Raw genomic sequence first — 24,760 nt, 5'->3', positions numbered from 1 at the left:
ACCGGGCACAGCGGCTCGCTCCGATAACCTCGGCCCATGAAGGTCCTCGTCACCGGCGCCGCCGGGTTCATCGGCTCCAACTTCGTCATCCGGGCCCGCCAGGTGCGGCCCGACTGGAAGCTCACGGTCCTGGACTCGATGACGTATGCCGCGAACCTCACCTCCCTCGACCCGGTCATCGGGGACATCGACGTCGTCAAGGGCTCGGTGACCGATCCCGACCTCGTCGACGAGCTCGTCGCGGCCCACGACCTCGTCGTGCACTTCGCCGCCGACTCGCACAACGACAACTCCCTCGACGACCCGTGGCCGTTCATCGACACCAACATCATCGGCACGTACCAGCTGATCCAGGCGGTGCGACGCCACGACAAGCGGCTGCACCACGTGTCGACCGACGAGGTCTACGGCGACCTGGAGCTCGACGACCCCGCGAAGTTCACGGAGTCGACGCCGCTCAACCCGTCGAGCCCCTACTCCGCCTCCAAGGCGAGCGCAGACCTGCTGGTGCGCGCCTGGATCCGCTCGTTCGGGCTCAAGGCGACGCTGTCCAACTGCTCCAACAACTACGGTCCGCGCCAGCACCCCGAGAAGCTCATCCCGAGGCAGATCACCGGGATCATCGACGGGGTGAAGCCCAAGCTCTACGGCGACGGCCTCAACGTCCGCGACTGGATCCACGTCGACGACCACAACGACGCCGTGATCACCATCGTCGAGCAGGGGCGGCTGGGGGAGACCTACCTCATCGGCGCCGACGGCGAGATGAACAACCGCGACATCATCGGCCTGATCCTCGAGCTCATGGGCAAGCCGGCCGACTGGTTCGACCACGTCCCCGACCGCCCCGGCCACGACCTGCGCTACGCCATCGACGCGAGCAAGCTGCGAGCCGAGACCGACTGGGTGCCGGCGCACCCCGACGTCCGCTCGGGCCTCGAGGCCACCATCGCGTGGTACGAGAACAACCAGGACTGGTGGCGGACGGCCAAGGTCGTCGCCGAGGCCCGCTACGAGCGGCTCGGTCGCTGATGACGCGCTGGCTCCTCACCGGTGCCGGGGGCATGCTCGGCCTCGACCTCCAGGTGGTGCTCACCCTGGCCGGGGTGTCCGAGGACGACGTCACCGCCCTGGAGCGCAAGGACCTCGACATCACCGACGCAGACGCGGTGCGCGACGCGGTCCGGGGCCACGACGTCGTCGTGAACTGCGCTGCCTACACCGCCGTCGACGACGCGGAGGGCGACGAGGGCCGGGCGTTCGCGGTGAACGCGATCGGCGCGGCCCACGTCGCCGCAGCCTGCCGGGAGACCGGGGCCCGCCTCGTGCACGTCTCGACCGACTACGTCTTCGCCGGCGACGCGGACGAGCCGTATGCCGAGGACGCACCGCTGGCGCCACTGTCGGCCTACGGCCGGAGCAAGGCCGCGGGGGAATGGGCCGTGCAGGCGCACTGCCCGCGGGCGTGGATCGTCCGGACCGCGTGGCTGTACGGCGGCGGCGGTCCCAACTTCGTCAAGACCATGGCGCGGCTCGCCGGGTCGCACGACACGCTGTCGGTCGTCGACGACCAGCGCGGCCAGCCGACGTGGACGATGGACGTGGCGCGGGCGATCCTGCGCCTCGTCGAGCAGGACGCGCCCTTCGGCGTCTGGCACGCGACGAGCCAGGGCGAGACGACGAAGTACGGCTTCACGCGCGAGATCCTCACCCTCCTGGGGCTCGATCCCGAGCGGGTGAGGCCGACGACGAGCGACGCGTTCCCGCTGCCGGCGCCCCGACCCGCGTACAGCGTGCTCGGGCACGATGCCTGGCGGATGGCGCGGATCGAGCGGCTTCCGGACTGGCGCGAGAGCCTCGCCACCGCCCTGCCCGACGTGGTCGAGCAGGCCTGACCGGCACGGGTCCGCGCGACGAGCACCACGCTGCCCGGGCGCGGCAGCCACCCCGCGGTTAGGGTCGGGGTCATGCTCGCCGTCTACGCTGCCCGCCAGTCCGCCGACGATCCGCTGTCCGGTCTGGAGGTCGGGGAACGTCCCGAACCCCAGGTCCGTGAGGGATGGACCACGGTCTCCCTCAAGACCGCCGGGCTGAACCACCACGACGTCTGGTCGCTGCGCGGCGTGGGCCTGCCGGCCGACCGCCTGCCGATGATCCTGGGCTGCGACGGTGCCGGGATCGACCCCGACGGCAACGAGGTCATCGTCCACGCCGTCGTCCCGAGCGACGGCTGGCGCGGGGACGAGACGCTCGACCCGCGACGCACGCTGCTGTCCGAGCTGCACGACGGCACCCTGGCCCAGCAGGTCGCGGTGCCCACCGGCAACCTCGTGCCGAAACCCGAGGGGCTGTCCTGGGAGCACGCGGCCTGCCTGTCCACCGCCTGGCTCACCGCCTACCGCATGCTCTTCACCCAGGCCGGGCTCACTCCCGGCGCCACCGTCCTGGTTCAGGGTGCCGGCGGCGGGGTGGCCACGGCGCTCGTCCAGCTCGGCGAGGCCGCCGGCTACCGCATGTGGGTGACCACCCGCGACGAGGCCAAGGGCAAGCGGGCGGTGGACATCGGTGCCGACCGCGCCTTCGCCAGCGGCGAGCGCCTCCCCGAGCGCGTCGACGCCGTCATGGAGACGGTGGGTGCCGCCACGTGGTCGCACTCGGTCAACTCGCTCAACCCCGGCGGGGCGATCGTCATCAGCGGTGCCACCTCCGGCGACGCCCCGGCCAAGGCCGAGCTCACCAAGATCTTCTTCAAGCAGCTGCGCGTCCTCGGCTCGACGATGGGGACGCGGTCCGAGCTCGAGCGGCTGGCGGCCTTCGTCACCCAGCAGGGCATCGAGCCGGTCGTCGACTCGGTGATGCCGCTGGAGCAGGCGCGCGACGGGTTCGCGACGATGGCCGGTGGCGACGTCTTCGGCAAGGTCGTCTTCACCGTCAGCTGACGTTCCGTACCCGACGACGACGAAGGCTCCCCGGCGCGGTGCGCGGGGAGCCTTCGTCATGGGCGGTGCGGTGTCCGCAGCGCCGCCGGAGTGGCCGGTCAGCTGGGGGAGATCTGGAGCCAGTCGTACCAGCCGTTGTGCAGGACCAGCCAGGCGATCAGGCCGTAGCCCGCCTGGCCGGGGTGGTGCTGCACCCGGCTGGCCGCGAGGTCGGTGCGCCACTGCTCGTGGCCGAGGAGCGGGCGGTAGCAGTCGACGAACGGCACCCCACGCCGGGAGCAGACATCGGCCTGGGCCTCGACGAGGACGTCGATCTTGGAGTTCAGCTCGTCGTCGTCGGACGGCGGGGGGCTCACGACGAACGTCCCGATCCCGGCGCTGGCGGCGTCGTCGAGGATGTTCGCGAGGTTGAGGCGGTGCCTGGCGAGGGTGACCCCCGTCGCGGCGTCGTTCGCCCCGATCGACACGACCAGGCGCTTCTCGGCCCGGCCCGACCAGCGGGGCGCGCACTCGTCCTTCCAACGGTTCAGCAGGTCGCCGGAGGTGTCACCGCGCACGCCGAGGTTGTAGGCGGTCAGCTCGAGATCGGGGTGGTGGGTGCGCCCCACGACGCGTGAGACCCACCCCTGGCCCTTGGGGTCGCCGACGCCGGCGACCATGGAGGCCCCGAGGAAGACCAGCGCGACGTCGCGGGGTCCGTCGGAGGCGACCTGGAACTCGGCGCTCGGGGTGAAGGTGGGCTCGCTCACGCGTCAGTCCTCATCATCGTCGTCGGTGGCCGTCCGCCACCGAGGTCACTCGTCGTCATCGTCGTCGAGCCGGGCCAGCCAGGTGGCCAGCCGCTCGACGGGGGTCTCGAACTCGGGGTTGAGGTCGACGAAGGTCCGCAGCTGCTCGGCGAGCCACTCGAACGAGACCTCGTCCTCTCCCCGCCGTGCAGCGAGCTCCTCGATTCCGCGATCCGTGAAGTACACGCTGCAAGGTTATCGGGACCGCGGCGCCGTGCCGATGCGGGCACGCTGGCCTCACGTCGCAGAGACACCGATCCGGCCCTCGCGGAAGGCCTCGACGAAGAGCCGGTGGTCCTCGCGCACGGTGGCCGCATACGAGATCCCGAACTCGACCATCGCCTCGGTGAACTCCCGACGGCGGCCCTTGATGGCCGCCGCGATGGACTCCTCGACCTGGAAGTCGACGAGGTCCTGGTCGCTGTCCTCGTCGGACGCACAGTGCACCTTGGCGGTCGCGCGCCCGAGGAGGTCGACGACCGACGCGATGTCGGAGGGCTCGCTGATCCCGCTCCAGTCGAGGTCGACCTCGTAGGGCGAGACCTCGGAGACGACGTAGCCGGTGCCGTCGAAGGTCGTGTACCCGAGGAGCGGGTCGGTGTGCACCTGCAGCGCCCGCTGGCTGATCACCGTGCGGTGACCCTCGTGCTCGAAGTAGCGCTCCACCTGACCGCGGTCGACGAACCGGCTCACCGCGGGGATGTTGGCCTGCTTCATCGACAGCACGACGTCGTTGTCCAGCGCCTGGCTGGTCCCCTCCACGAGGACGCTGTAGGCAGGCAGCCCGGCGCTGCCGATGCCGAACCCGGACGAGCCGACGAGGTCGACGACCTCGTAGAACAGGTCGCGGTCGAAGCGCTTGGACTCCGGGATGCTCTCGAGGTACCCGGCGAACGAGGCCAGCACCTTGTCCTGCTCGGCCTTCGTGAGCCTGCGGGTGCCCGGTCCCTCCTGGAAGGTGCGCTCGACCCCGTCGCGGACGGTGATGGCCGACAGCAGGTCGGCGCGACGCATCAGCCGGGCCTCCATCAGCGCCTCGTGCACCGGGCCCGTCGTGTTGTCGAGCCGCAGCGCGTAGTCCTCGTCGTCGTCCTTGCTCACGTAGTGGTTGAGCTGGGCGAGGTAGGCCCGCAGGTAGCGGCCGATGAGCCGACGCACCTCTGCCTCGGGCAGGGCCTTCTGCCAGCCGAGCAGGCCCAGGCTCGCGCAGAAGCGCATGAGGTCCCACGTGTAGTGCCCGATGTAGGCCTCGTCGAAGTCGTTGATGTCGAAGACGAGGCGTCCGCTCGAGTTGAGGTACGTCCCGAAGTTCTCGGCGTGCAGGTCGCCGTGGATCCAGATGCGCGCGCACTCCTCGTTGACCCACGGGTCGTCCAGGGGCGTCACGTCGGCGTAGAACAGGCACGCCGACCCGCGGTAGAAGGCGAACGGGTCCGCAGCCATCTTGCGGAACTTCACGCGGAAGGCGACGGGGTCGGCCTTCATCAACGGGGCGAACGCGTCGGTGAGCACCTCGATGATGAGCTCGGTCCGGTCCTGCTTCTTCGCCGTCGTCTTCGTCGTTGACTTCTTCGTCGTTGACTTCTTCGGCGTCGCCTTCTTCGGCGTCGACTTCTTCGTCGCGGCGCTGCGGGTGCTGGAGGGCATGGTCCGACCCTAGGACGGATGCCGGGGTGCCGCGCGGCACACGCGGCGACACGGCGCACCTCTCGCCCCGTGCTCGGGGACAGGTATGCCGCGTGGCCCGCGTCCGAACGACGGGGCCACGCGGCATACGAGCTGCGTGCGGGGGCCCGCCCCTGGTCAGGGGCGGGCGTCGCTCACTGGCGCAGGGCCGAGCCGATCAGCTCGTTCTGCTGCTCGGCGTGGCGCTTGCTGGAGCCGGTCGCGGGCGAGGCCGAGGCCTTGCGCGAGACGATCTGCAGCGCGCGCTGCTCACCGAGGTCGGCGAGCGCCTGCGGCAGGTTGAGGGCCATGAAGGGCCACGCGCCCTGGTTGCGCGGCTCGTCCTGGACCCAGACGACCTCGGCGTTCGGGTACTTCGCGAGCTCGTCCGCGATCTCCTTCGCCGGCAGCGGGGCGAGCTGCTCGACCCGGACGATCGCCGTCGTGCCGTCGTCGGCCTTGTCGCGGGCGGCCTCGAGGTCGTAGACGACCTTGCCGCTCGCGAGCAGGACCCGGGTGACCGCGGAGGCGTCGAGCTCCCGGCGGTCCGGGAGGACCGGGCGGAACGTGCCGGTGGTGAAGTCCTCCGGCATGCTGCTGGCAGCCTTGAGCCGCAGCATCGACTTCGGGGTGAAGACGATGAGCGGGCGACGCGGCCGGGCATAGGCCTGGCGGCGCAGCAGGTGGAAGTAGCTCGCCGGCGTCGACGGGTAGGCCACCGTCATGTTGTCCTCGGCGCACATCTGCAGGAAGCGCTCGATGCGCGCGGACGAGTGGTCCGGTCCCTGGCCCTCGTAGCCGTGGGGGAGCAGCAGCACGACGGACGAGCGCTGGCCCCACTTCTGCTCGGACGAGGAGATGAACTCGTCGACGATGGTCTGCGCCCCGTTGAAGAAGTCGCCGAACTGCGCCTCCCACAGGACGAGGGCGTCGGGACGCTCGACGGAGTAGCCGTACTCGAAGCCCATGGCGGCGAACTCGGACAGCAGCGAGTCGTAGACCCAGAAGCGGGCCTGCCCGTCGCCGAGGTAGAGCAGCGGGGTCCACTCCTCGGCGGTGTGCTTGTCGATGAGCACCGCGTGGCGTTGGACGAACGTGCCGCGGCGGCTGTCCTGGCCCGCGAGGCGGACCGGGGTGCCCTCCATGAGCAGGGAGCCGAAGGCCATGAGCTCGCCGGTGGCCCAGTCGATGCCACCGTCGCGGGTCGAGGCGGCGCGCTTCTCCATGGCCTGGGCCAGCTTCGGGTGCACGGTGAAGCCCTGCGGCGGGTTCACGAACGCGTCACCGATGTGCTGGAGCAGGTCGGCGGAGATGGCCGTCTCCTGCGCGGAGCGGGTCGTCTGGTCCTTGGCCTGGGCCGACGGCGGCTCGAGGCCGGAGTGGCCCTCGGCGTCGGTGCCGGCCAGCGTCGGGTCGGTGGCGTCCTCGGTGGCTGCCTCCTTGAGCGCGGCCTTGGTCTCGACGAAGACCCGCTCGAGCTGCTGCTGGTAGTCGCGCAGCGCGGCCTCGGCCTCCTCCTGACCGATGTCGCCACGGCCGATGAGGGCCTCGGTGTAGAGCTTGCGGACCGAGCGCTTGGCCTCGATGAGGTTGTACATCAGCGGCTGCGTCATCGACGGGTCGTCGCCCTCGTTGTGGCCACGGCGGCGGTAGCACACCATGTCGATGACGACGTCCTTGTTGAACTGCTGACGGAACTCGTAGGCCAGCTCGGCCACGCGGACGCAGGCCTCCGGGTCGTCGCCGTTCACGTGGAAGATCGGCGCCTGGATCATCCGCGCCACGTCCGTCGAGTAGGTCGACGAGCGCGAGGCGCTCGGCGACGTCGTGAACCCGACCTGGTTGTTGATGACCACGTGGATCGTGCCGCCGGTGCGGTAGCCGCGCAGCTGGGACAGGTTGAGCGTCTCGGCGACGACGCCCTGGCCCGCGAACGCCGCGTCACCGTGCATGAGCAGCGGCAGGACCGTGAAGTCCTCGCCCGCGAGGTCGAGGCGGTCCTGCTTGGCGCGGGTGATGCCCTCGAGGACCGGGTTCACGGCCTCGAGGTGGGAGGGGTTGGCCGCCAGGTAGACCTTGGTCTTGCTGCCGTCCTCGGCGACGAACTCGCCCTCGGTGCCCAGGTGGTACTTCACGTCTCCGGAGCCCTGCACGGACTTGGGGTCCTGCTTGCCCTCGAACTCACGGAAGATCTGGCCGTAGGACTTGCCCGCGATGTTGGCGAGCACGTTGAGGCGGCCGCGGTGCGGCATACCGATGCACACCTCGTCCATGGAGTCGGCGGCGGCGCGGCACAGGATCCGGTCGAGGAGCGCGATGACGGACTCGCCGCCCTCGAGGCTGAAGCGCTTCTGGCCCACGAACTTGGTCTGCAGGAACGTCTCGAACGCCTCGGCGGCGTTGAGCCGGCGCAGGATGCGCAGCTGCTCGTCGGGGCCGGGCTTGGCGTAGCCGACCTCGATCTTGGACTGGAGCCAGCGACGCTGCTCGGGGTCCTGGATGTGCATGTACTCGGTGCCGATGGTGCGGCAGTAGGAGTCGCGCAGGATGCCGAGGATCTTGCGCAGGCGCAGCATCGGGGCACCGCCGAAGCCGCCCGTGGCGAAGTCGCGCTCGAGGTCCCACAGGGTGAGGCCGTGCGAGGTGACGTCGAGGTCGGGGTGACGGCGCTGGCGGTACTCCAGCGGGTCGGTGTCGGCCATGAGGTGGCCGCGCACTCGGTAGGCGTGGATGAGCTCCTGGACGCGGGCCGTCTTGTTGACGTCGTCGTCGTGGTGGGCAGAGATGTCACGGACCCAGCGGACCGGCTCGTACGGCAGTCGCAGGCTCTCGAAGATCTCGTCGTAGAAGCCGTTCTCGCCGAGCAGCAGCTGGTGCACGATCCGCAGGAAGTCACCGGACTGGGCGCCCTGGATGATGCGGTGGTCGTACGTGCTCGTCATCGTGAGGATCTTGGAGACGGCGTTGCGGTTGAGCGTCTCCTGGCTCGCGCCCTGCCACTCGGCGGGGTACTCGAGCGCGCCGACACCGATGATCGCGCCCTGGCCGGCCATCAGGCGCGGGACCGAGTGGACGGTGCCGATGGTGCCGGGGTTGGTCAGGGTCAGCGTGGTGCCCTGGAAGTCCTCGACGGTGAGCTTGCCGGCGCGGGCCTTCTTGACGACGTCCTCGTAGGCCGTCCAGAAGTGCGCGAAGTCCATCGACTCGGCCGACTTGATCGACGGCACGAGCAGCTGGCGGGTGCCGTCGGGCTTGGCTATGTCGATCGCGAGGCCGAGGTTGACGTGACCGGGCACGACGAGCGCAGGCTTGCCCTTCTCGTCGGTCGCGTAGCCGTTGTTCATCTCCGGCATGTGGCCCAGGGCCTTGACCAGGGCATAGCCGATGAGGTGGGTGAAGGAGACCTTGCCACCGCGTGAGCGGGCGAGGTGGTTGTTGATGACGACGCGGTTGTCGATGAGGAGCTTCGCGGGGACGGCGCGGACGCTGGTCGCGGTGGGGACCGTCAGCGAGGACTCCATGTTGGTCACCGTGCGGGCGCTGGCGCCGCGCAGCGGCTTGATCTCGTCCTGGTTGACCGGGCCGGTCGACTTCGGTGCCTGCGGCTCGCGGGGCTTGGGCTGCTCCTTGGCGGCCGCGGCCTCCTTGTCCTCGGGCTTGTCGGCGACCGCGGTGTCCGTCTTCGCGTCCGACCGGTCGGTGCTCGTGGCCTGGGCCTTGCCGGAGTCGGTGGCCGAGGAGGCGGTGCCGGACGACGAGGTGCCGGCGGACGCGGCGGGGGCCTTGGCTGCTGCCGGCGCGGCGGGGGCGCTCGCGGCAGGCGTGGCGCTCTTGGCGGTCGCGGGGGCCTGCGCTGCAGGGGCCTGGGCGGCCGGCTTGGCCGCGGGCGCAGCGGTGCCGTTGCCCGCACCGTTGGAGGGCGCGGACCCGTTGCCGCCACCACCGTCCGACGGCGTGTAGTCCTCGAAGAACGACCACCACGCCTTGTCGACGGAGTTCTTGTCGTTCTGGTACTGCTCATAGAGCTCGTCCACGAGCCACTCGTTCGGCCCGAAGGCCGCCATGGGGTCGCTGGTCGGGGACTGGTCGGGCACGGCGGATACGCCTCTTTCGTAGCGTCGACAATGACGGGCAATAGGTGTGCCCAGCCTATCCCCGTCGGCGTGCTCAGGGGCAGGCGGGTGAGACTGTTTCGTGCGGGATCCCCGTCACCGTGCCCACCCACTCCCACCTGCGGGTATGCCGCGGGGCCGGCTTCCCGACGGAAACCGGCCCCTCCTCTCGTGCACGACTGCTGTTCGGCCGATCGACGCCTAGCTGATGTCGCTGCGGATGGTCCGCCACGACCCGAGCCCGGCCAGCACCGCTGCATACGCGGCGAGCACGAGCGCGCCGCCCCACCAGGCCAGCGGCTGAGCCGTGTTGTCCCCACCCTGCTGCACGCCGTTGACCATCGCGCTCGTCGCGGCCGAAGGGAGGTACGGGACGATGTTCTCGCGACCGAAGTCCCACAGGCTGAGCAGGATCCCGGCGATGGGTTCGACGATCCAGGCGACGCCGACCGAGATGAGCAAAGCCGCCACCTGGTTGGGGATGAGGATGCCGGCACCCAGGCCGATCAACGCCCACAGGCCCAGGACCAGCAGGCTCAGCGCCAGGGTGCGGAAGACGCCGGAGGTCGGGAAGGCCTCGAAACCCCGCGAGTTGAGGACGATCGAGCCGGCGATGACCGACCCCACGAGCGAGATGAGCCCGTAGAGGGCGCCGATGCCGAGCAGGGCGATGACCTTGGCGCCCATCACCCGGCCACGCCGCGGGATGCTGAGGAACGTGCTGGTGATCGTCTTGTGGCGGTACTCGGAGCCGATCTGCATCACCCCGATGGTCAGGGTGAGGAGGTAACCGATGGCCAGTCCGCTGGTGTAGACGCTGTTGGCGATCTGCTCGGCGCTGCCCGTCGGCGCCTCCTGACCGGGCGGTCCTCCGGCGGAGTCGCTGGTCAGCAGGAAGCCGAAGGCGACGGCGAGGCCGGCGCCGGCGACGAACATGGCGATGGCCATGCCCCACCACATGCGGGTCGTGAAGAACTTGCGGAACTCGGCGCGGACTGCGGCGGTCATCCGTTCGCCCCTTCCTGTCCGGCGATGGCATCCCGCTGCGGGGGTGTCCCTCCACCGAGGTTGCGGTTGGTGCCCTCGGTGAGCTGGAAGAAGAGGTCCTCCAGGTCGGTCGTGGCCACCTTGAGCTCGTAGACGGGCAGTCCGGCGCGCAGCGCGACGTCGCCGACGAGGCGCAGGTCCGAGGTGTCGACGAGCAGGGCGCCGTCCTGCTCGGTGCTCGTCAGGTCGGCCACGCGCAGCGCCCCGGCGAGGGCGCCCGTGTCGGAGGTGCGGACGATCGCGCCGCCGTTGCCGTGCAGCTCGGCCATCGTGCCCTGCTTGACCAGGCGGCCGTTGGAGATGATGACGACGTCGTCGACGGTCTGCTCCACCTCTTGGAGCATGTGGCTGGAGATGAGGACCGTCTTGCCCTGCGAGCTCAGGTGACGCAGGAAGCCGCGCAACCAGCGGATGCCCTCGGGGTCGAGGCCGTTGGCCGGCTCGTCGAGGATGAGGACCTGCGGGTCGCCCAGCATGGCCGCGGCCAGGCCGAGGCGCTGGCGCATGCCCATGGAGTAGCCCCCGGCCCGCTTGCGCGCGGCGGCCGGGATGCCGACCAGCTCGAGCATCTCGTCGACACGGGCGCCGCCGACGCCCATCGTGTCGCCGAGGACGCGCAGGTGGTCACGCCCGGACCGACCCGGGTGGAAGTTCGTCGCCTCGAGCGCCGAGCCGACGACGGACATCGGCGCCTCGATCTCGCGGTACTGCCGTCCGCCGATCGTGGCCGAGCCAGCGGTGGGTGAGATCAGGCCCAGCAGCATGCGGAGCGTGGTGGTCTTGCCGGCACCGTTGGGCCCGAGGAAGCCGGTGATCCGGCCCGGCTCGACCGTGAAGGACAAGGCATTGACGGCGGTGAAGCTGCCGAACTGCTTGGTGAGGTCACGGACCTCGATGCGGGCGCCTGCTCGAGGCGTCCCGGGTGGGCTGGTGGTTGCTGTGGCTGTCATCGTTCCCCCGGTCTCGTGGACATGGGCGTCATCCTCCCAACTCACGCAGCGTGAGGGTCAACCGGGTTTGATCCCGCGCGAGTCGCGGTGGTCACTCGATCTGCAGGAGTCGACAGGGTCGTGGGAGTCGGCCGGTCCCGCCGGCCGACCCTAGGATGGCGGCACTATGACCGAATGGTTGCTGGTCCTCGCAGGTGTGGGACTGACTGCTGGGACCGCTGTCTTCGTCGCCACCGAGTTCTCCCTCGTGGCCCTCGACCGCCCGACCGTCCAGAAGGCCATCGACGGGGGAGACGCCGGCGCCGAGCCGGTGCTCGCCTCGCTCCGCCGCCTGTCGACGCAGCTGTCCGCCGCCCAGGTGGGCATCACGCTGACGACGCTGATCCTGGGCTTCATCGCCACCCCGTCCATCGGACGGCTGCTCGAGACGCCGCTCGGGGCGGCGGGGTTGTCGGGCACGACGCTGGACTCGGTGGCGGCCACGCTCGCCCTCGTCATCGCGACCCTGTTCTCCATGGTCTTCGGCGAGCTGCTGCCGCAGTTCCTCGGCATCTCCGCACCGCTGGCGACGGCCAAGGTCGTGGCCCGCCCGGTCCGGATGTTCGCCCTCGTCTCCCGGCCGCTGATCGTCGTGCTCAACGGGTCGGCGAACCTGTTCCTGCGAGCCCTGGGCATCACGCCCCAGGAGGAGTTGTCCGGGGCCCGGACACCGCAGGAGCTCACCTCCCTCGTCCGCCGGTCCGCGGAGGCCGGGACCCTCGACGCAGGTACGGCCCGGCTGGTCGCGCGGTCGCTGGGCTTCGGCGAGCAGACCGCTGCCGACGTCATGAGTCCCCGCGCCCGCTCCACCTCGATCGAGCGCACCGCCACGGCCGACGACGTGGTCCGGCTGGCCCGCCGCACCGGCCACTCCCGCTTCCCGGTGACCGGCGAGGACTGGGACGACATCGACGGTGTCGTCCACGTCAAGCGCGCCATCGCCGTGCCCCACGAACGCCGTCCCGACGTCCCGGTCTCCGCCCTCATGGTCCCGCCGTTGCTCGTCCCCGAGACGATCCGCCTCGACCCCCTGCTCCTCATGCTTCGCGAGCACGGGCTCCAGCTGGCGATCGTCGTCGACGAGTACGGCGGCACCGCCGGCATCGTCACCCTCGAGGACGTCGTCGAGGAGATCGTCGGCGAGGTGTCCGACGAGCACGACGTGTTCCGGACGACCGGCCGCGAGCTGACCGACGGCTCGTGGACCGTGCCGGGCCTGTGGCGACCCGACGAGGTCCGTGACCGCCTCGGCGCCGAGGTGCCGGACGGTCCCGCCTACGAGACCACCGGTGGCTTCGTGATGGCCGAGCTCGGTCGCATCCCCGTCGTGGGGGACCGCGTGGAGATCCCGGGCTGGGAGATCACCGTGCTCGCGATGGACGGCATGCGCGCGGACCGCCTGCGCTTCCGCGCCGACGACCCGGAGGCCGTGCTCGAGGGCGCTGCCGAGCCGGTGGCCGGAGGAGCCGACGGCACCGGACCCGACCACGAACCCACCCCCGGGGGCGTCCCTCGGTCCACGGGCCCGCGCCATACCGAAGGGTCGAAGTGAGCGCCGGCGCCGTCTGGGTGACGGTCCTGCTGCTCCTGCTCAATGCCTTCTTCGTGGGGGCGGAGTTCGCGGCGATGGCCGCGCGCCGCTCCACCCTCGAACCCCTCGCCGCGGCAGGATCGCGTCGCGCGCAGACCTGTCTCGACGCGCTCGAGCAGATGGGGTCGCTGCTCGCGTGCGCCCAGCTCGGCATCACCGTCTGCTCCGTGCTGCTCGGCGCGGTCTCCGAGGCCGCCCTTCACCACGCCCTCGAACCCGTCGTCGAGCACCTCGGCCTGCCCGAGGGCGTGGCCGACGGTGGAGCACTCGCGCTCGCGCTGCTCATCGTCGTGTACCTGCACGTCGTCGTCGGCGAGATGATCCCCAAGAACCTCGCGCTCGCCGGCCCGGAGCGCTCCGCCCTCGTCCTCGTCCCCGTGCTGCTCTTCATCACGCGGGTGCTGCGCCCGGTGATCTCGGTCATGGAGCGGCTGGCGAAGTCCTTGGTCCGGCTCTTCGGCGTGGAGCCCAAGGACGAGATCGCCTCGACCTTCACCGTCGAGGAGGTCGAGCACATCCTCGCCGAGAGCCACCACGAGGGACTGATCGAGGAGGGGCAGCACGGGCTGGTCGGTGCGGCCCTGGAGTTCAGCGACAAGGACGCCGTCGACGTCGCCGTGGCGCTGCACGACCTGGTGACCCTGCCGCTGACCGCGACCCCGGACGACGTGGAGCGGCTCGTCGCCAAGCGCGGCTTCTCCCGGTACCCGATGGTCGACGCGTCCGGCGCGCTCGCGGGGTACCTCCACCTCAAGGACGTCCTGTACGCCGACGACACCGAGCGGTCGATCGCGGTGCCGGTCAAGCGGGTCCGCAAGCTCGCGACGGTCCAGGCCGCCGACGAGGTCGAGGAGGTGCTGCGGACGATGCAGCGCACCGGCGCCCACCTCGCCCGGGTCGTCGACACCGACGGCGTCGACATCGGTGTCGTCTTCCTCGAGGACGTGATCGAGGAGCTCGTCGGCGAGGTCGCCGACGCCTCCCAGCGCTGACGCCTCCGCCTCTTCGGCCGTCGCCCGCGTCGACAGCCTGTCGAGGTGGTGGCGAACTGTCCTGTCCACGCCGGGTGGGGACGATCGGGCACCACCTCGACGCCGAGGTGGTCGGCGAGCCGCCGCAGCATCGACCACTGCCGCGCCGGGTTGACGTGGTCCGAGCGGGTCAGCTCGACGTACTTCCAGCCGTCGTCCTCGAGCAGCAACCGCCGTGCGATGTCCGAGTCGGACCCCGTCCGCACCCGCGCAAGGGCCTCCCGGAGTCGCCGGGTGCCCCGGATCGCACCGCCCTGCGATCGCCGGTCGAGGGTGGAGCGCAGCGGGTCCACGCTGCCTGCGAGACGGGCGATCCGGTCGCCGACGACCACCAGGTCCTCGACGCCCAGCAGCGTCGCGAGGTCGACCCACGTGTCTGCGGCCGAGACCACCCGCAGGCCTCGCAGGGTCTGCACGCGGCGTGACCCCAGGCCCGAGTGGCCGCGGACCTGGGGACGGTCGACCGGGTTCCGTCCGGCGTCCCGCATGACGTGCAGGGGCGACCGGTGCTCGTGGCTGCTGGGCGGCGGCAAGTCGTGCAGGCGTCCCTCGGTCAGTCCGACGGCACGCGCCTGCCCGGTGCTGAACCCGCGTCCGTCCAGCGCGGACGGGAGCGGGGCGGGACGAGGAGGCACGAGGTGCACGGTGCCGCACCCGCGGCATACGGCAGGAGCGTCATCCACAGGGAGCATCGCCGTGGGCCAACGAGAAGGTGGCAGACCGTTCTCTCCCCGGCGGGGAGAGTGCGATCTGCCACCATCTCGGCGACGGGCACCAGTGGTGCCCCCGGCAGGATTCGAACCTGCGCTCCCGCCTCCGGAGGGCGGTGCTCTATCCCCTGAGCTACGGGGGCCGAACCACGCCCCGTGAAAGGCGCGCCCGGTGAGGGTAGCAGCCTAGGGTGGCCCCCATGGAACGCGGGGGACTGGTCATGGTGTGCGACGACACCGAGCCGATCCGTCGCCTGATCCGGCTCAACCTCGAGCTCGAGGGGTATGAGGTCGAGGAGGTCAGCGACGGTGCGCAGCTGCTCGCCCGCCTGGCCTCCCGCGCCGAGGAGGGCGCAGCACTGCCGGGCGTGATCACGCTCGACGCGCACATGGTGCCGCGTGACGGGTGGTGGACGATCAGCCAGATCCGCAGCGACCCACGGTTCGCCGACATCCCCGTGCTCATGGTGACCGCGTCGGTCCAGCAGCACGACCGCGTGCAGGCCAAGGCGTCCGGGCTCGACGCGTTCGTCGCCAAGCCCTTCGACCCGGAGTACCTCATCACCCTGGTCGACGGGTTCATGGCCGAGGGCCGGACCCACACCCCGCAACCGTGACCGGGGCACCCGCGAGCCAGCCCTAGACTTGTCGGGTGACTCCCGAACAGCTCTCTGCTGCCCTCCGCACCGCCCTGACCGACGCCGTCGCCGCTGGTGACCTCGCCGTGGACGTGCCCGCCGAGGTCCGTGTGGAGCGACCGAGGAACCGCGACCACGGCGACTGGTCCACCAACGTCGCGCTCCAGCTGGCCAAGCTCGCCGGTATGCCGCCGCGCGAGGTCGCCGCGCTGCTCGCCGACCGTGTCGGCCGGGTCGACGGGGTCAAGGCGGTCGACATCGCCGGCCCCGGGTTCCTCAACATCACCCTCGACGCGGCGTCGGCCGGAGAGCTCGCCCGCAGCATCGTCGAGGCCGGGGACGCCTACGGCCGCAACGACTCCGAGGCCGGACACGTCATCAACCTCGAGTTCATCTCGGGCAACCCCACGGGCGACCTGCACATCGGGCACACCCGGTGGGCCGCGCTCGGCGACGCCCTGGCCCGGCTGCTGCGTGCCTCCGCCGCCGAGGTGACGACCGAGTACTACATCAACGACGCCGGCGCCCAGATGGACAAGTTCGGCGCCTCGATCATCGCCCGGCTCAAGGGCGAGGACGTCCCCGAGGGCGGCTACCCCGGCGAGTACGTCACCGAGCTCGGCCGCAAGGCCCTGGCCGAGCGCCCCGACCTGCTCGACCTGCCCGCCGACGAGGCGGTCGCGGTGGCTCGGGACCTCGGGTACCGGCTCCAGCTCGCCGCCATCCAGAAGACGCTGGACGACTTCGGCGTGCACTTCGACGTGTGGTTCTCCGAGAGCCAGCTGCACAGCGGTGGTGCCGTGGAGCAGGCCGTGGAGCGGTTGCGCGAGCAGGGCCACGTCTTCGACCAGGAGGGCGCGGTCTGGCTGCGCACCACCGACTTCACCGACGACAAGGACCGGGTGCTCATCCGGGCCAACGGTGAGCCGACCTACTTCGCCGCCGACGCCGCGTACTACCTGAGCAAGAAGGACCGCGGCTTCCCCGAGAAGATCTACCTCCTCGGCGCCGACCACCACGGCTACGTCAACCGCCTCAAGGCGATCGCTGCGTGTGCGGGCGACGACCCGCAGCAGAACATCGAGGTGCTCATCGGGCAGCTCGTCAACATCGCCGGCGAGCGGATGGGCAAGCGGCGCGGCAACGCCATCTACATGGACGAGCTGATCGACTGGCTCGGCACCGACGCGCTGCGCTACTCCCTCGCCCGCTACCCGGCGGACAGCCCGCTGTCGCTCGACGGCGAGGAGCTGCGCAAGCAGACCAACGACAACCCGGTCTTCTACGTGCAGTACGCCCACGCGCGGACGTCCAACGTCGCGCGGCTCGCCGGCGAGGACGGCGTATCGCGCGCGGACGGCTTCGACCCGTCGCTGCTGTCCGACCCCACCGAGGCCGCTCTGCTCGCCATCCTCGGCGACTTCCCGCGCGTGGTGGCGCAGGCGGCCCACCTGCGGGAGCCGCACCGGGTCGCGCGCTACCTCGAGGACCTCGCCGGCCACTTCCACAAGTGGTACGACACCTGCCGCGTCCGGCCGATGACGGCCGACGAGGAGGTCACGGACCTGCACCGCAGCCGGCTGTGGCTCAACGACGCGACGCGTCAGGTGCTGGCCAACGGGCTGGCCCTGCTCGGAGTCTCGGCACCCGAACGGATGTGACCCCACCGCTGACCAGCGTGTGACGCTGGTGCCTCGCCGGCGCGACCGGCTGGCACGCGGACGGAGCAGGGAGAGGCAGGACGACGATGCGCGCTCACGAGGCTGGTGCCCTCCACGCCGAGGGGTACGGCGGGCCGCCGCACTGGTTGCCCACCCCTGGTGACGTCAACGAGCTGATGCCGCAGCTGTGGCCGCAGACCGTGACCCGTGACGAGCAGGGTCGGCTGACCGTCGGCGGGCTCGACGTGGTGAGCATCGCGCGCGAGTTCGGCACGGCTGCCTACGTCGTCGACGAGGAGGACTTCCGCGCGCGGGCGCGGGCCTTCCGTGACGAGTTCGCCGAGCCCTTCGCCGACCTCGGTGGCGTCGACGTCTACTACGCGGGCAAGGCGTTCCTGTGCACCGAGGTCGCCCGCTGGGTCGCCGACGAGGGCCTGTGCCTCGACGTCTGCTCCGGCGGGGAGCTCGCCGTGGCGCAGCGCGCGGGGTTCCCGGCGAAGCGGATCGGCCTGCACGGCAACAACAAGTCGCTCGCGGAGATCCGCCAGGCGCTCGAGTACGGCGTCGGGCGCATCGTCGTCGACTCGTTCGAGGAGATCGAGCGGGTCGCCGCGGTCGCGTCGGCCATGGGGGTCCGCGCCCCGGTCATGGTGCGGGTCACGGTGGGCGTCGAAGCGCACACCCACGAGTTCATCGCCACCGCCCACGAGGACCAGAAGTTCGGCTTCTCGCTCGCCGGGGGCCGTGCCGCCGAGGCCATCGCCCGGATCCTCGAGCACGCCGAGGCGCTCGACCTGCTCGGCCTGCACTCGCACATCGGCAGCCAGATCTTCGACACGAGCGGCTTCGAGGTGTCCGCCCGGCGACTCATCGGCCTGCACGCGGACGTGGCACGCATCCACGGGGTGCACATGCCCGAGCTCGACCTCGGCGGCGGCTACGGCATCGCCTACACCTCCGAGCACACCCCGCTCCGGCCCCGCGAGCTCGGCGAGCAGATGGCCGACCTCGTCGCCCGCGAGCTCAAGTCCGTCGGCGACGGGAGTGGGGACACCCCGGCGCCGAAGATCTCCATCGAGCCCGGCCGCGCCATCGCGGGCCCGAGCACCTTCACGCTGTACGAGGTCGGCACGGTCAAGGACGTCGGCCTCGGCGGTGGGCTGACCCGCACCTACGTCTCGGTCGACGGCGGCATGAGCGACAACATCCGCACGGCGCTCTACGACGCGGACTACTCGTGCACGCTGGCCAGCCGCCGGTCCGGGGCCGGCCCCCGCCTGGCGCGCGTGGTCGGCAAGCACTGCGAGAGCGGCGACATCGTCGTGATGGACGAGTACCTGCCCGACGACATCGCCGCGGGCGACCTCGTCGCGGTCCCGGGGACCGGCGCGTACTGCCGCAGCATGGCCAGCCAGTACAACCACACGCCCCGCCCGCCGGTCCTCGCCGTGCGCGACGGTCGGGCCCGGGTGATCGTGCGCCGCGAGACCGTGGAGGATCTGCTGGCGCTCGATGTGGGCTGAGAAGATCTCGCGGTCCGCGCCGGACGTTGCGCAAGGACGTCCGGATGCCGGAACAATGAGCGTCCACCACGTGGTCACGGCACGATGGCCGGACCGCAACCAAGCCCCTCGGGGCGTCAGGAGCACGTCGTGAGTGACAGCCAGAAGGTGACGGCAGGGGAGCCCCTGCGGGTCGCCCTGCTCGGGTGTGGCGTGGTCGGGTCCTCCGTGGCCCGCCTGCTCACCGAGCACGCCGACGACCTCGCTGCCCGCGTGGGCCGACCGCTCGAGCTCGTCGGCATCGCCGTGCGACGGGCCGGTCGCGACCGGTCCGACCTGCCGGTCGACCCTGCGCTGTTCACCACCGACGCCGAGTCCCTGGTGACCCGCGCCGACATCGTCGTCGAGGTCATCGGCGGCATCGAGCCTGCCCGAGGGCTCATCGAGAAGGCCATGGCCCACGGTGCCTCCGTCGTGTCCGCCAACAAGGCGCTGCTCGCCGAGGCGGGCCCGAGCCTCTACGCCTCGGCCGCCGAGCACGGTGTGGACCTCTACTACGAGGCCGCAGTCGCGGGCGCCATACCGATCCTGCGGCCCATCCGCGAGTCCCTCGCCGGTGACGACGTGCGCAAGGTCCTCGGCATCGTCAACGGCACCACCAACTACGTCCTCGACAAGATGGACACGACGGGCCAGGGCTTCGCCGAGGCGGTCGAGCAGGCTCAGGCCCTCGGGTACGCCGAGGCCGACCCCACCGCCGACGTCGAGGGCTTCGATGCCGCAGCCAAGGCCGCGATCCTCGCCTCGCTGGCGTTCCACACCAGGGTCTCCAGCGACCAGGTCTACCGCGAGGGCATCACCGAGGTGAGTGCCGCCGACGTGCAGGCGGCGCGCGAGATGGACTGTGTCGTCAAGCTTCTCGCGATCTGCGAGCGCACCGAGGTCGCGGATGCAGACGGCGTCCTGACCCCGGGCGTGAGTGTGCGCGTGCACCCGGCGATGATCCCCAGGTCGCACCCGCTCGGTGGCGTGCGCGACGCGTTCAACGCCGTCTTCGTCGAGGCCGACGCCGCAGGCGAGCTCATGTTCTACGGCAAGGGTGCCGGTGGCGACCCGACCGCCAGCGCGGTCCTCGGCGACGTCGTCGCGGTCGCGCGGCACCGGGTCGGCGGCGGGCGCGGACCGGGGGAGTCGGCCTACGCCGACCTGCCCGTCCTCGGGATGGGCCAGGCCCTGACGAGGTACCACATCAGCCTCGCCGTGGCCGACCGCCCGGGTGTCCTCGCCCAGGTCGCCACCGCGTTCGCCGCGCACGACGTGTCGATCGAGACGGTGCGCCAGAAGGTCGTCGTCGACGAGGAGGGCGGGGAGACCCGCGCCAGCCTCGTGGTCGTCACCCACACGGCGCCCGACGCAGCGCTGTCCGCCACCGTCGAGGCGCTCGCCGCCCTCGACACCGTGCACGAGGTCACGTCCGTGATGAGGGTGGAGGGTTCCTGATGCCGTCGATGTGGAAGGGCGTCATCCGCGAGTACGCCGACCGCCTCCCGTCCCTCGCCGGCGCACCGGTCGTCACGTTGCAGGAGGGCGGCACCCCGCTCATCCCCGCCGAGCGGCTGTCCGCGCTCACCGGGGCGAACGTCTTCGTCAAGTACGAGGGGCTCAACCCGACCGGGTCGTTCAAGGACCGCGGCATGACCGCCGCCATCTCGGTCGCGGCCCGCAACGGCGCCAAGGCCGTCATCTGCGCGTCCACGGGCAACACCAGCGCCAGCGCGGCCGCCTACGCGACCAAGGCCGGTATGACGTGTGCCGTCCTCGTGCCCGACGGCAAGATCGCGATGGGCAAGCTCAGCCAGGCGATCGCCCACGGCGCGACGCTGCTGCAGGTCGACGGCAACTTCGACGACTGCCTGACGCTGGCCCGCAAGCTCGCCGAGGCCTACCCGGTCGAGCTGGTGAACTCGGTCAACCCGGCCCGCATCGAGGGGCAGAAGACGGCCTCGTTCGAGGTCGTCGACGCCCTCGGGGACGCTCCCGACATCCACTGCCTGCCAGTGGGCAACGCCGGCAACATCACCGCCTACTGGAAGGGTTACCGCGAGTACCACCGCGAGTCCGAGCAGCCCGGCCCGGCGACGAGGCTGCCGCAGATGTGGGGCTTCCAGGCTGCCGGTGCCGCACCGATCGTCCTGGGCCACCCGGTCGACGAGCCCGACACCATCGCCACCGCGATCCGCATCGGCAACCCCGCGTCGTGGAAGCAGGCCGAGCAGGCCCGCGACGACTCCGGCGGGCGCATCGAATCCGTCACCGACGAGCAGATCCTGCACGCCCACCGGGTCCTGTCCGCCGAGGAGGGCATCTTCGTCGAGCCCGGCTCCGCGGCGTCCGTGGCGGGACTGCTCCAGGCTGCCGAGGCCGGCCACGTCCCCGCCGGCGCCACGATCGTCTGCACGGTCACGGGCCACGGCCTCAAGGACCCGCAGTGGGCGCTGCGCAACGCCGACGGGTCCGACGTGACCCCCACGCGCGTGTCAGTCGACGCCTTCACCGCCGCCCAGGCCCTGGGGCTGGACGGCTGATGGGTGCTGCCCTGCGGCCGGGGGCGTCAGTCGAGGTGCGGGTGCCGGCGAGCAGCGCCAACCTCGGTCCCGGGTTCGACTCGGTGGGTCTGGCCCTCGGCCTGTGGGACAGCTGCGTCGCGACGGTCACCGACGAGCCCGGCCTGCGGATCGAGGTCGAGGGAGAGGGCTCGGCCGACGTGCCGCGTGACGCCACCCACCTGGTCCACCGTTCGATGGTCCGGGCGTGGGAGGAGCTCGGGGTCGACGCGCCTGCTGGGCTGCACCTTCGGTGTCGCAACGAGGTGCCGCACGGCCGCGGACTCGGCTCGTCCGCGACCGCGATCGTCACGGGAATCGTTGCGGCACAAGGCCTGCACGATGTAAGCCGCGGGTCCGACGAAGGTCTCGACCTCGCCTTTGCCAACACCCTGGCGGCCCGGTTGGAGGGGCACCCCGACAACTCGTCCGCCTCCGTCCACGGCGGGTTGACCCTGTCGTGGTCCGACGGGGAGGACGACGGCACCCACACCGTGCGCCTCGCCCTGCACCCGGACGTGCGCGTCCGGGTTCTCGTGCCCGCCACCCAGCTGTCCACCGCCAAGGCGCGGTCGGTCCTCCCGTCGCACGTCCGCCACGGCGACGCGGCCCTCAACTCGGCCCGGGCCGCGTTGCTCGTGCAGGCGCTGACCGCCCATCCCGAGCACCTGCTCGCCGGCACGCGCGAGTGGCTGCACCAAGAGGCTCGACGGGAGTCCTTCGGTGGGTCGATGGAGCTCGTCGACCGGCTGCGCGAGGCCGGACACGCCGCGGTGATCTCGGGCGCCGGGCCCTCGGTGCTGGTGCTGACGAGGGCAGACCGAGCCGCTGCCGTGGCGCCGCTGGTGGACTCCGCCTGGCGGGTGCTCGACCCGGGTGTGCCCGTCGAAGGCGCGCAGGTCAGGGCGTTGTAGCGCTGGGCGACAATCTGGACACGATGGACTTCCCGCACGGGCATCGGTGTTACATTGAGCACGCACTCGCCGCCGATGCCGCCTCTTCGCGGACCACCGAGCGGGTCGCACCCTCCACATGACGGCAGCCTTCGCTGCCTTGGCCTCACTGTGCTGCATGTGGCTCCACCGGTCGGCCATCGCCGACCCAAGCACCGGCTCGGGATCTGAACCCGGCCGCATACGAGGGGGAAGGATCCTTCGTGACAGACACCACCACTCTCGGCACTGCGCCCGCGCAGGACGAGAAGCCGCGACGCTCCGGCGCGCTCAGCACCATGAAGGTGGCCGAGCTCCAGGGCCTCGCCGCCAGCATGGGCATCGCCGGGACCGCCAAGATGCGCAAGGGCGACCTCGTCGCCGCCATCAAGGACCGCCAGTCCGGCGGGTCCGCCCCGCGTCGTGACGTCGCCACCGAGCGACCCGCCGAGCGACCCGCCGCCGAGGCGGCACCGGCCGCCGCCGCACCGGTCGCCGAGTCGACGCGCTCCGAGGCCCCGCGCTCCGAGGCCCCGCACTCCGAGTCGTCGCGTCCTGAGTCGTCGCGTTCCGAGGGCCAGCGTTCTGCGTCGGCACGTTCCGAGACGCCCCGCTCCGAGTCACCGCAGGGTGACTCCACCCGCAGCGAGTCCCCGCGGGCCGGCGCCGAGCAGGCCCGCGCCCAGCGCCAGCAGGCTCGCGCCGACCGCGCGGCCCGCGCCGCCGAGCGTCGCGCCGAGCAGGCCCAGCAGGCAGAGCCGCAGGCCGACCGTGCGCAGAGCCGGGACCAGAACCGTGGCGACCGCGGCGGCGACGACCGTGCGCAGAACGACCGCCAGCAGCGGTCCGACCGGCAGAACGACCGTGACGACCGCGCGAACGAGCGGGACGACCGGCAGCGAAACGACCGCCAGAACGAGCGGGACGACCGGCAGCCCCAGCGCAACGACCGGTCCAACGACCAGCGCAACGACCGCCAGAACGACCGTGACGACCGCCAGAACGAACGGGACGACCGCGACGACCGCGGCAGCCAGGGCGGTCAGGGTCAGAACCAGGGCAACCAGGGCCAGAACCAGGGCTACGGCGACGACGACGGTGAGGGTCGCGGCCGTCGTCGCAACCGCAACCGCAGCCGCAACCGGGACAAGCGCGGTCGCACGGACCGCCAGTACGGCGGGGACTACGAGTCCGAGCCGCAGGTGGCCGAGGACGACGTCCTGATCCCCGTGGCCGGCATCCTCGACGTCCTGGAGAACTACGCCTTCGTGCGCACGTCGGGCTACCTGCCCGGCTCCAACGACGTCTACGTGCCGCTCGGCGCCGTCAAGAAGAACGGCATGCGCAAGGGCGACGCCATCACCGGTGCGGTGAAGGCGCAGACCGAGGAGCAGCAGCAGAACCAGCGCCAGAAGTTCAACGCGCTCGTCCGCCTCGACACGGTCAACGGCATGACGCCCGAGGAGGCGCGCAAGCGCGTCGAGTTCGGCAAGCTCACGCCGCTGTACCCCCAGGAGCGCCTGCGCCTCGAGACCGAGCCTGGCCTGCTCACGACGCGCGTCATCGACCTCGTCGCCCCCATCGGCAAGGGCCAGCGCGGCCTGATCGTCGCCCCGGCCAAGGCCGGCAAGACGATGGTCATGCAGGCCATCGCCAACGCGATCACGACCAACAACCCCGAGTGCCACCTCATGGTCGTCCTGGTCGACGAGCGCCCCGAGGAGGTCACCGACATGCAGCGTGCGGTGAAGGGCGAGGTCATCTCCTCGACCTTCGACCGTCCCGCCGAGGACCACACCACGGTGGCCGAGCTGGCCATCGAGCGGGCCAAGCGCCTCGTCGAGATGGGTCACGACGTCGTCGTGCTCCTCGACTCGATCACCAAGCTGGGTCGCGCCTACAACCTCGCCGCACCGACGAGCGGCCGCATCCTCTCCGGTGGTGTCGACAGCGCCGCCCTCTACCCGCCGAAGAAGTTCTTCGGCGCGGCGCGCAACATCGAGGACGGCGGCTCGCTGACCATCCTCGCCACCGCGCTGGTGGAGACCGGCTCCCGCATGGACGAGGTGATCTTCGAGGAGTTCAAGGGCACCGGCAACATGGAGCTCAAGCTCGACCGTGGGCTCGCCAACCGCCGCATCTTCCCGGCCGTCGACATCAACAACTCGGGCACCCGCAAGGAGGAGATCCTCCTGTCGGGCGAAGAGCTGAAGATCATGTGGAAGCTGCGTCGGGTGCTCGCCGCCCTCGACCAGCAGCAGGGCATCGAGCTGCTCATCGACCGGATCAAGAAGACCAAGAGCAACGTCGAGTTCCTCATGCAGGTCCAGCAGAACTCCTCGCTGAAGCCTGCGGACGACGACAACAGCTGACCGTCACCCCTCGCCCCGGGCGGGGGAGACCACCGTATGGAGCCCGGCACCGGCGTGGTGCCGGGCTCCGTCACGTCCGGGGTGCTGAGGCATTCATTCCGTCCGCGGGCGTTTTCCTCTGGTCGAGGGAGCCCGGGAGTAAGCCGTTCGGCTCTATTTGCCAAGGGATCGGCAGGGATG

18 protein-coding genes and 1 tRNA gene are annotated in these 24,760 nt (G+C 71.1%); 12 read left to right on the top strand and 7 right to left on the bottom strand.

The annotated features are described in order from the left end of the window. The first annotated feature begins 36 nt into the window (after window positions 1–36). The 3 genes from rfbB (at window position 37) to ABD286_RS05515 (ending at window position 2,939) form a co-directional block, all read left to right on the top strand. Window positions 37–1,032 carry a dTDP-glucose 4,6-dehydratase gene (gene rfbB, locus ABD286_RS05525; protein ID WP_344191084.1) on the top strand — a complete coding sequence of 332 codons (996 nt, stop codon included), beginning with the start codon at window positions 37–39 and terminating at the stop codon, window positions 1,030–1,032. After that, a complete protein-coding gene (gene rfbD, locus ABD286_RS05520) occupies window positions 1,032–1,895 on the top strand; it encodes a dTDP-4-dehydrorhamnose reductase (protein WP_344191082.1) in 864 nt (287 codons plus the stop codon). The genes rfbB and rfbD overlap by 1 nt, the downstream gene beginning before the upstream one ends. 72 nt (window positions 1,896–1,967) lie before the next feature. Beyond that, window positions 1,968–2,939, top strand: coding sequence for a zinc-binding dehydrogenase (locus tag ABD286_RS05515; protein ID WP_344191080.1), 972 nt, complete (start codon window positions 1,968–1,970; stop codon window positions 2,937–2,939). 98 nt (window positions 2,940–3,037) lie between these two features. Here the strand turns inward: ABD286_RS05515 and ABD286_RS05510 are convergent, their stop codons facing one another. The 6 genes from ABD286_RS05510 to ABD286_RS05485 form a co-directional block, all read right to left on the bottom strand. After that, entirely contained in the window at window positions 3,038–3,688 is a 651-nt protein-coding gene (locus tag ABD286_RS05510) for a GDSL-type esterase/lipase family protein (RefSeq protein ID WP_344191078.1), read from the bottom strand. Window positions 3,689–3,733: 45 nt separating this feature from the next. Next, the gene (locus tag ABD286_RS05505) at window positions 3,734–3,913 is read right to left on the bottom strand and encodes a DUF6104 family protein (protein ID WP_344191076.1); all 180 of its coding nucleotides are present in this window, start codon (window positions 3,911–3,913) and stop codon (window positions 3,734–3,736) included. A 51-nt stretch (window positions 3,914–3,964) separates the two neighbouring features. Then, complete coding sequence (locus tag ABD286_RS05500; RefSeq protein ID WP_344191074.1) at window positions 3,965–5,374, bottom strand: DUF2252 domain-containing protein; 1,410 nt, start codon at window positions 5,372–5,374, stop codon at window positions 3,965–3,967. Between the two features lie 173 nt (window positions 5,375–5,547). Further along, on the bottom strand, window positions 5,548–9,486 hold the full coding sequence (locus ABD286_RS05495) for a multifunctional oxoglutarate decarboxylase/oxoglutarate dehydrogenase thiamine pyrophosphate-binding subunit/dihydrolipoyllysine-residue succinyltransferase subunit (protein WP_425565315.1): 3,939 nt from the start codon (window positions 9,484–9,486) through the stop codon (window positions 5,548–5,550). A gap of 219 nt (window positions 9,487–9,705) precedes the next feature. Next, on the bottom strand, window positions 9,706–10,512 hold the full coding sequence (locus ABD286_RS05490; protein ID WP_344191072.1) for an ABC transporter permease: 807 nt from the start codon (window positions 10,510–10,512) through the stop codon (window positions 9,706–9,708). Beyond that, on the bottom strand, window positions 10,509–11,501 hold the full coding sequence (locus ABD286_RS05485) for an ABC transporter ATP-binding protein (RefSeq protein ID WP_344191070.1): 993 nt from the start codon (window positions 11,499–11,501) through the stop codon (window positions 10,509–10,511). Before ABD286_RS05485 ends, ABD286_RS05490 begins: the two co-directional genes overlap by 4 nt. Before the next feature lie 166 nt (window positions 11,502–11,667). Here ABD286_RS05485 and ABD286_RS05480 point away from each other — a divergent pair, with 166 nt between their 5' ends. Continuing rightward, entirely contained in the window at window positions 11,668–13,092 is a 1,425-nt protein-coding gene (locus tag ABD286_RS05480) for a hemolysin family protein (protein ID WP_344191068.1), read from the top strand. Continuing rightward, window positions 13,089–14,123 carry a hemolysin family protein gene (locus tag ABD286_RS05475; protein ID WP_344191066.1) on the top strand — a complete coding sequence of 345 codons (1,035 nt, stop codon included), beginning with the start codon at window positions 13,089–13,091 and terminating at the stop codon, window positions 14,121–14,123. Before ABD286_RS05480 ends, ABD286_RS05475 begins: the two co-directional genes overlap by 4 nt. An 817-nt stretch (window positions 14,124–14,940) precedes the next feature. On the opposite strand, the gene ABD286_RS05470 is transcribed toward ABD286_RS05475, so the two are convergent. Beyond that, window positions 14,941–15,015, bottom strand: a tRNA-Arg gene (locus ABD286_RS05470). Between the two features lie 57 nt (window positions 15,016–15,072). On the opposite strand from ABD286_RS05470, the gene ABD286_RS05465 reads away from it, so the two are divergent. The 7 genes from ABD286_RS05465 to rho all read left to right on the top strand — a co-directional run bounded on the left by ABD286_RS05465 (window position 15,073) and on the right by rho (window position 24,580). Beyond that, the gene (locus ABD286_RS05465; protein ID WP_344191064.1) at window positions 15,073–15,489 is read left to right on the top strand and encodes a response regulator; all 417 of its coding nucleotides are present in this window, start codon (window positions 15,073–15,075) and stop codon (window positions 15,487–15,489) included. A 35-nt stretch (window positions 15,490–15,524) separates the two neighbouring features. Beyond that, window positions 15,525–17,171, top strand: coding sequence for an arginine--tRNA ligase (locus tag ABD286_RS05460; protein ID WP_344191063.1), 1,647 nt, complete (start codon window positions 15,525–15,527; stop codon window positions 17,169–17,171). Between the two features lie 86 nt (window positions 17,172–17,257). Next, window positions 17,258–18,694 carry a diaminopimelate decarboxylase gene (gene lysA / locus ABD286_RS05455; RefSeq protein WP_344191061.1) on the top strand — a complete coding sequence of 479 codons (1,437 nt, stop codon included), beginning with the start codon at window positions 17,258–17,260 and terminating at the stop codon, window positions 18,692–18,694. Window positions 18,695–18,823: 129 nt separating this feature from the next. Next, on the top strand, window positions 18,824–20,173 hold the full coding sequence (locus tag ABD286_RS05450) for a homoserine dehydrogenase (protein WP_344191059.1): 1,350 nt from the start codon (window positions 18,824–18,826) through the stop codon (window positions 20,171–20,173). Beyond that, the gene (gene thrC / locus ABD286_RS05445) at window positions 20,173–21,258 is read left to right on the top strand and encodes a threonine synthase (protein WP_344191057.1); all 1,086 of its coding nucleotides are present in this window, start codon (window positions 20,173–20,175) and stop codon (window positions 21,256–21,258) included. Before ABD286_RS05450 ends, thrC begins: the two co-directional genes overlap by 1 nt. Further along, window positions 21,258–22,190 (top strand): homoserine kinase, encoded by a 933-nt coding sequence (gene thrB, locus ABD286_RS05440; RefSeq protein ID WP_344191055.1) that lies wholly within the window; start codon window positions 21,258–21,260, stop codon window positions 22,188–22,190. The genes thrC and thrB overlap by 1 nt, the downstream gene beginning before the upstream one ends. Window positions 22,191–22,432: 242 nt before the next feature. After that, complete coding sequence (gene rho, locus ABD286_RS05435) at window positions 22,433–24,580, top strand: transcription termination factor Rho (RefSeq protein WP_344191053.1); 2,148 nt, start codon at window positions 22,433–22,435, stop codon at window positions 24,578–24,580. Window positions 24,581–24,760 lie beyond the last annotated feature (180 nt).

It is taken from the genome of Pedococcus aerophilus, from assembly GCF_039532215.1.
GTDB classification, from domain to species: domain Bacteria; phylum Actinomycetota; class Actinomycetes; order Actinomycetales; family Dermatophilaceae; genus Pedococcus; species Pedococcus aerophilus.
The sequence above is the reverse complement of the archived record's forward strand: the minus strand, read 5'-3'. Positions and strand labels throughout refer to the sequence as shown.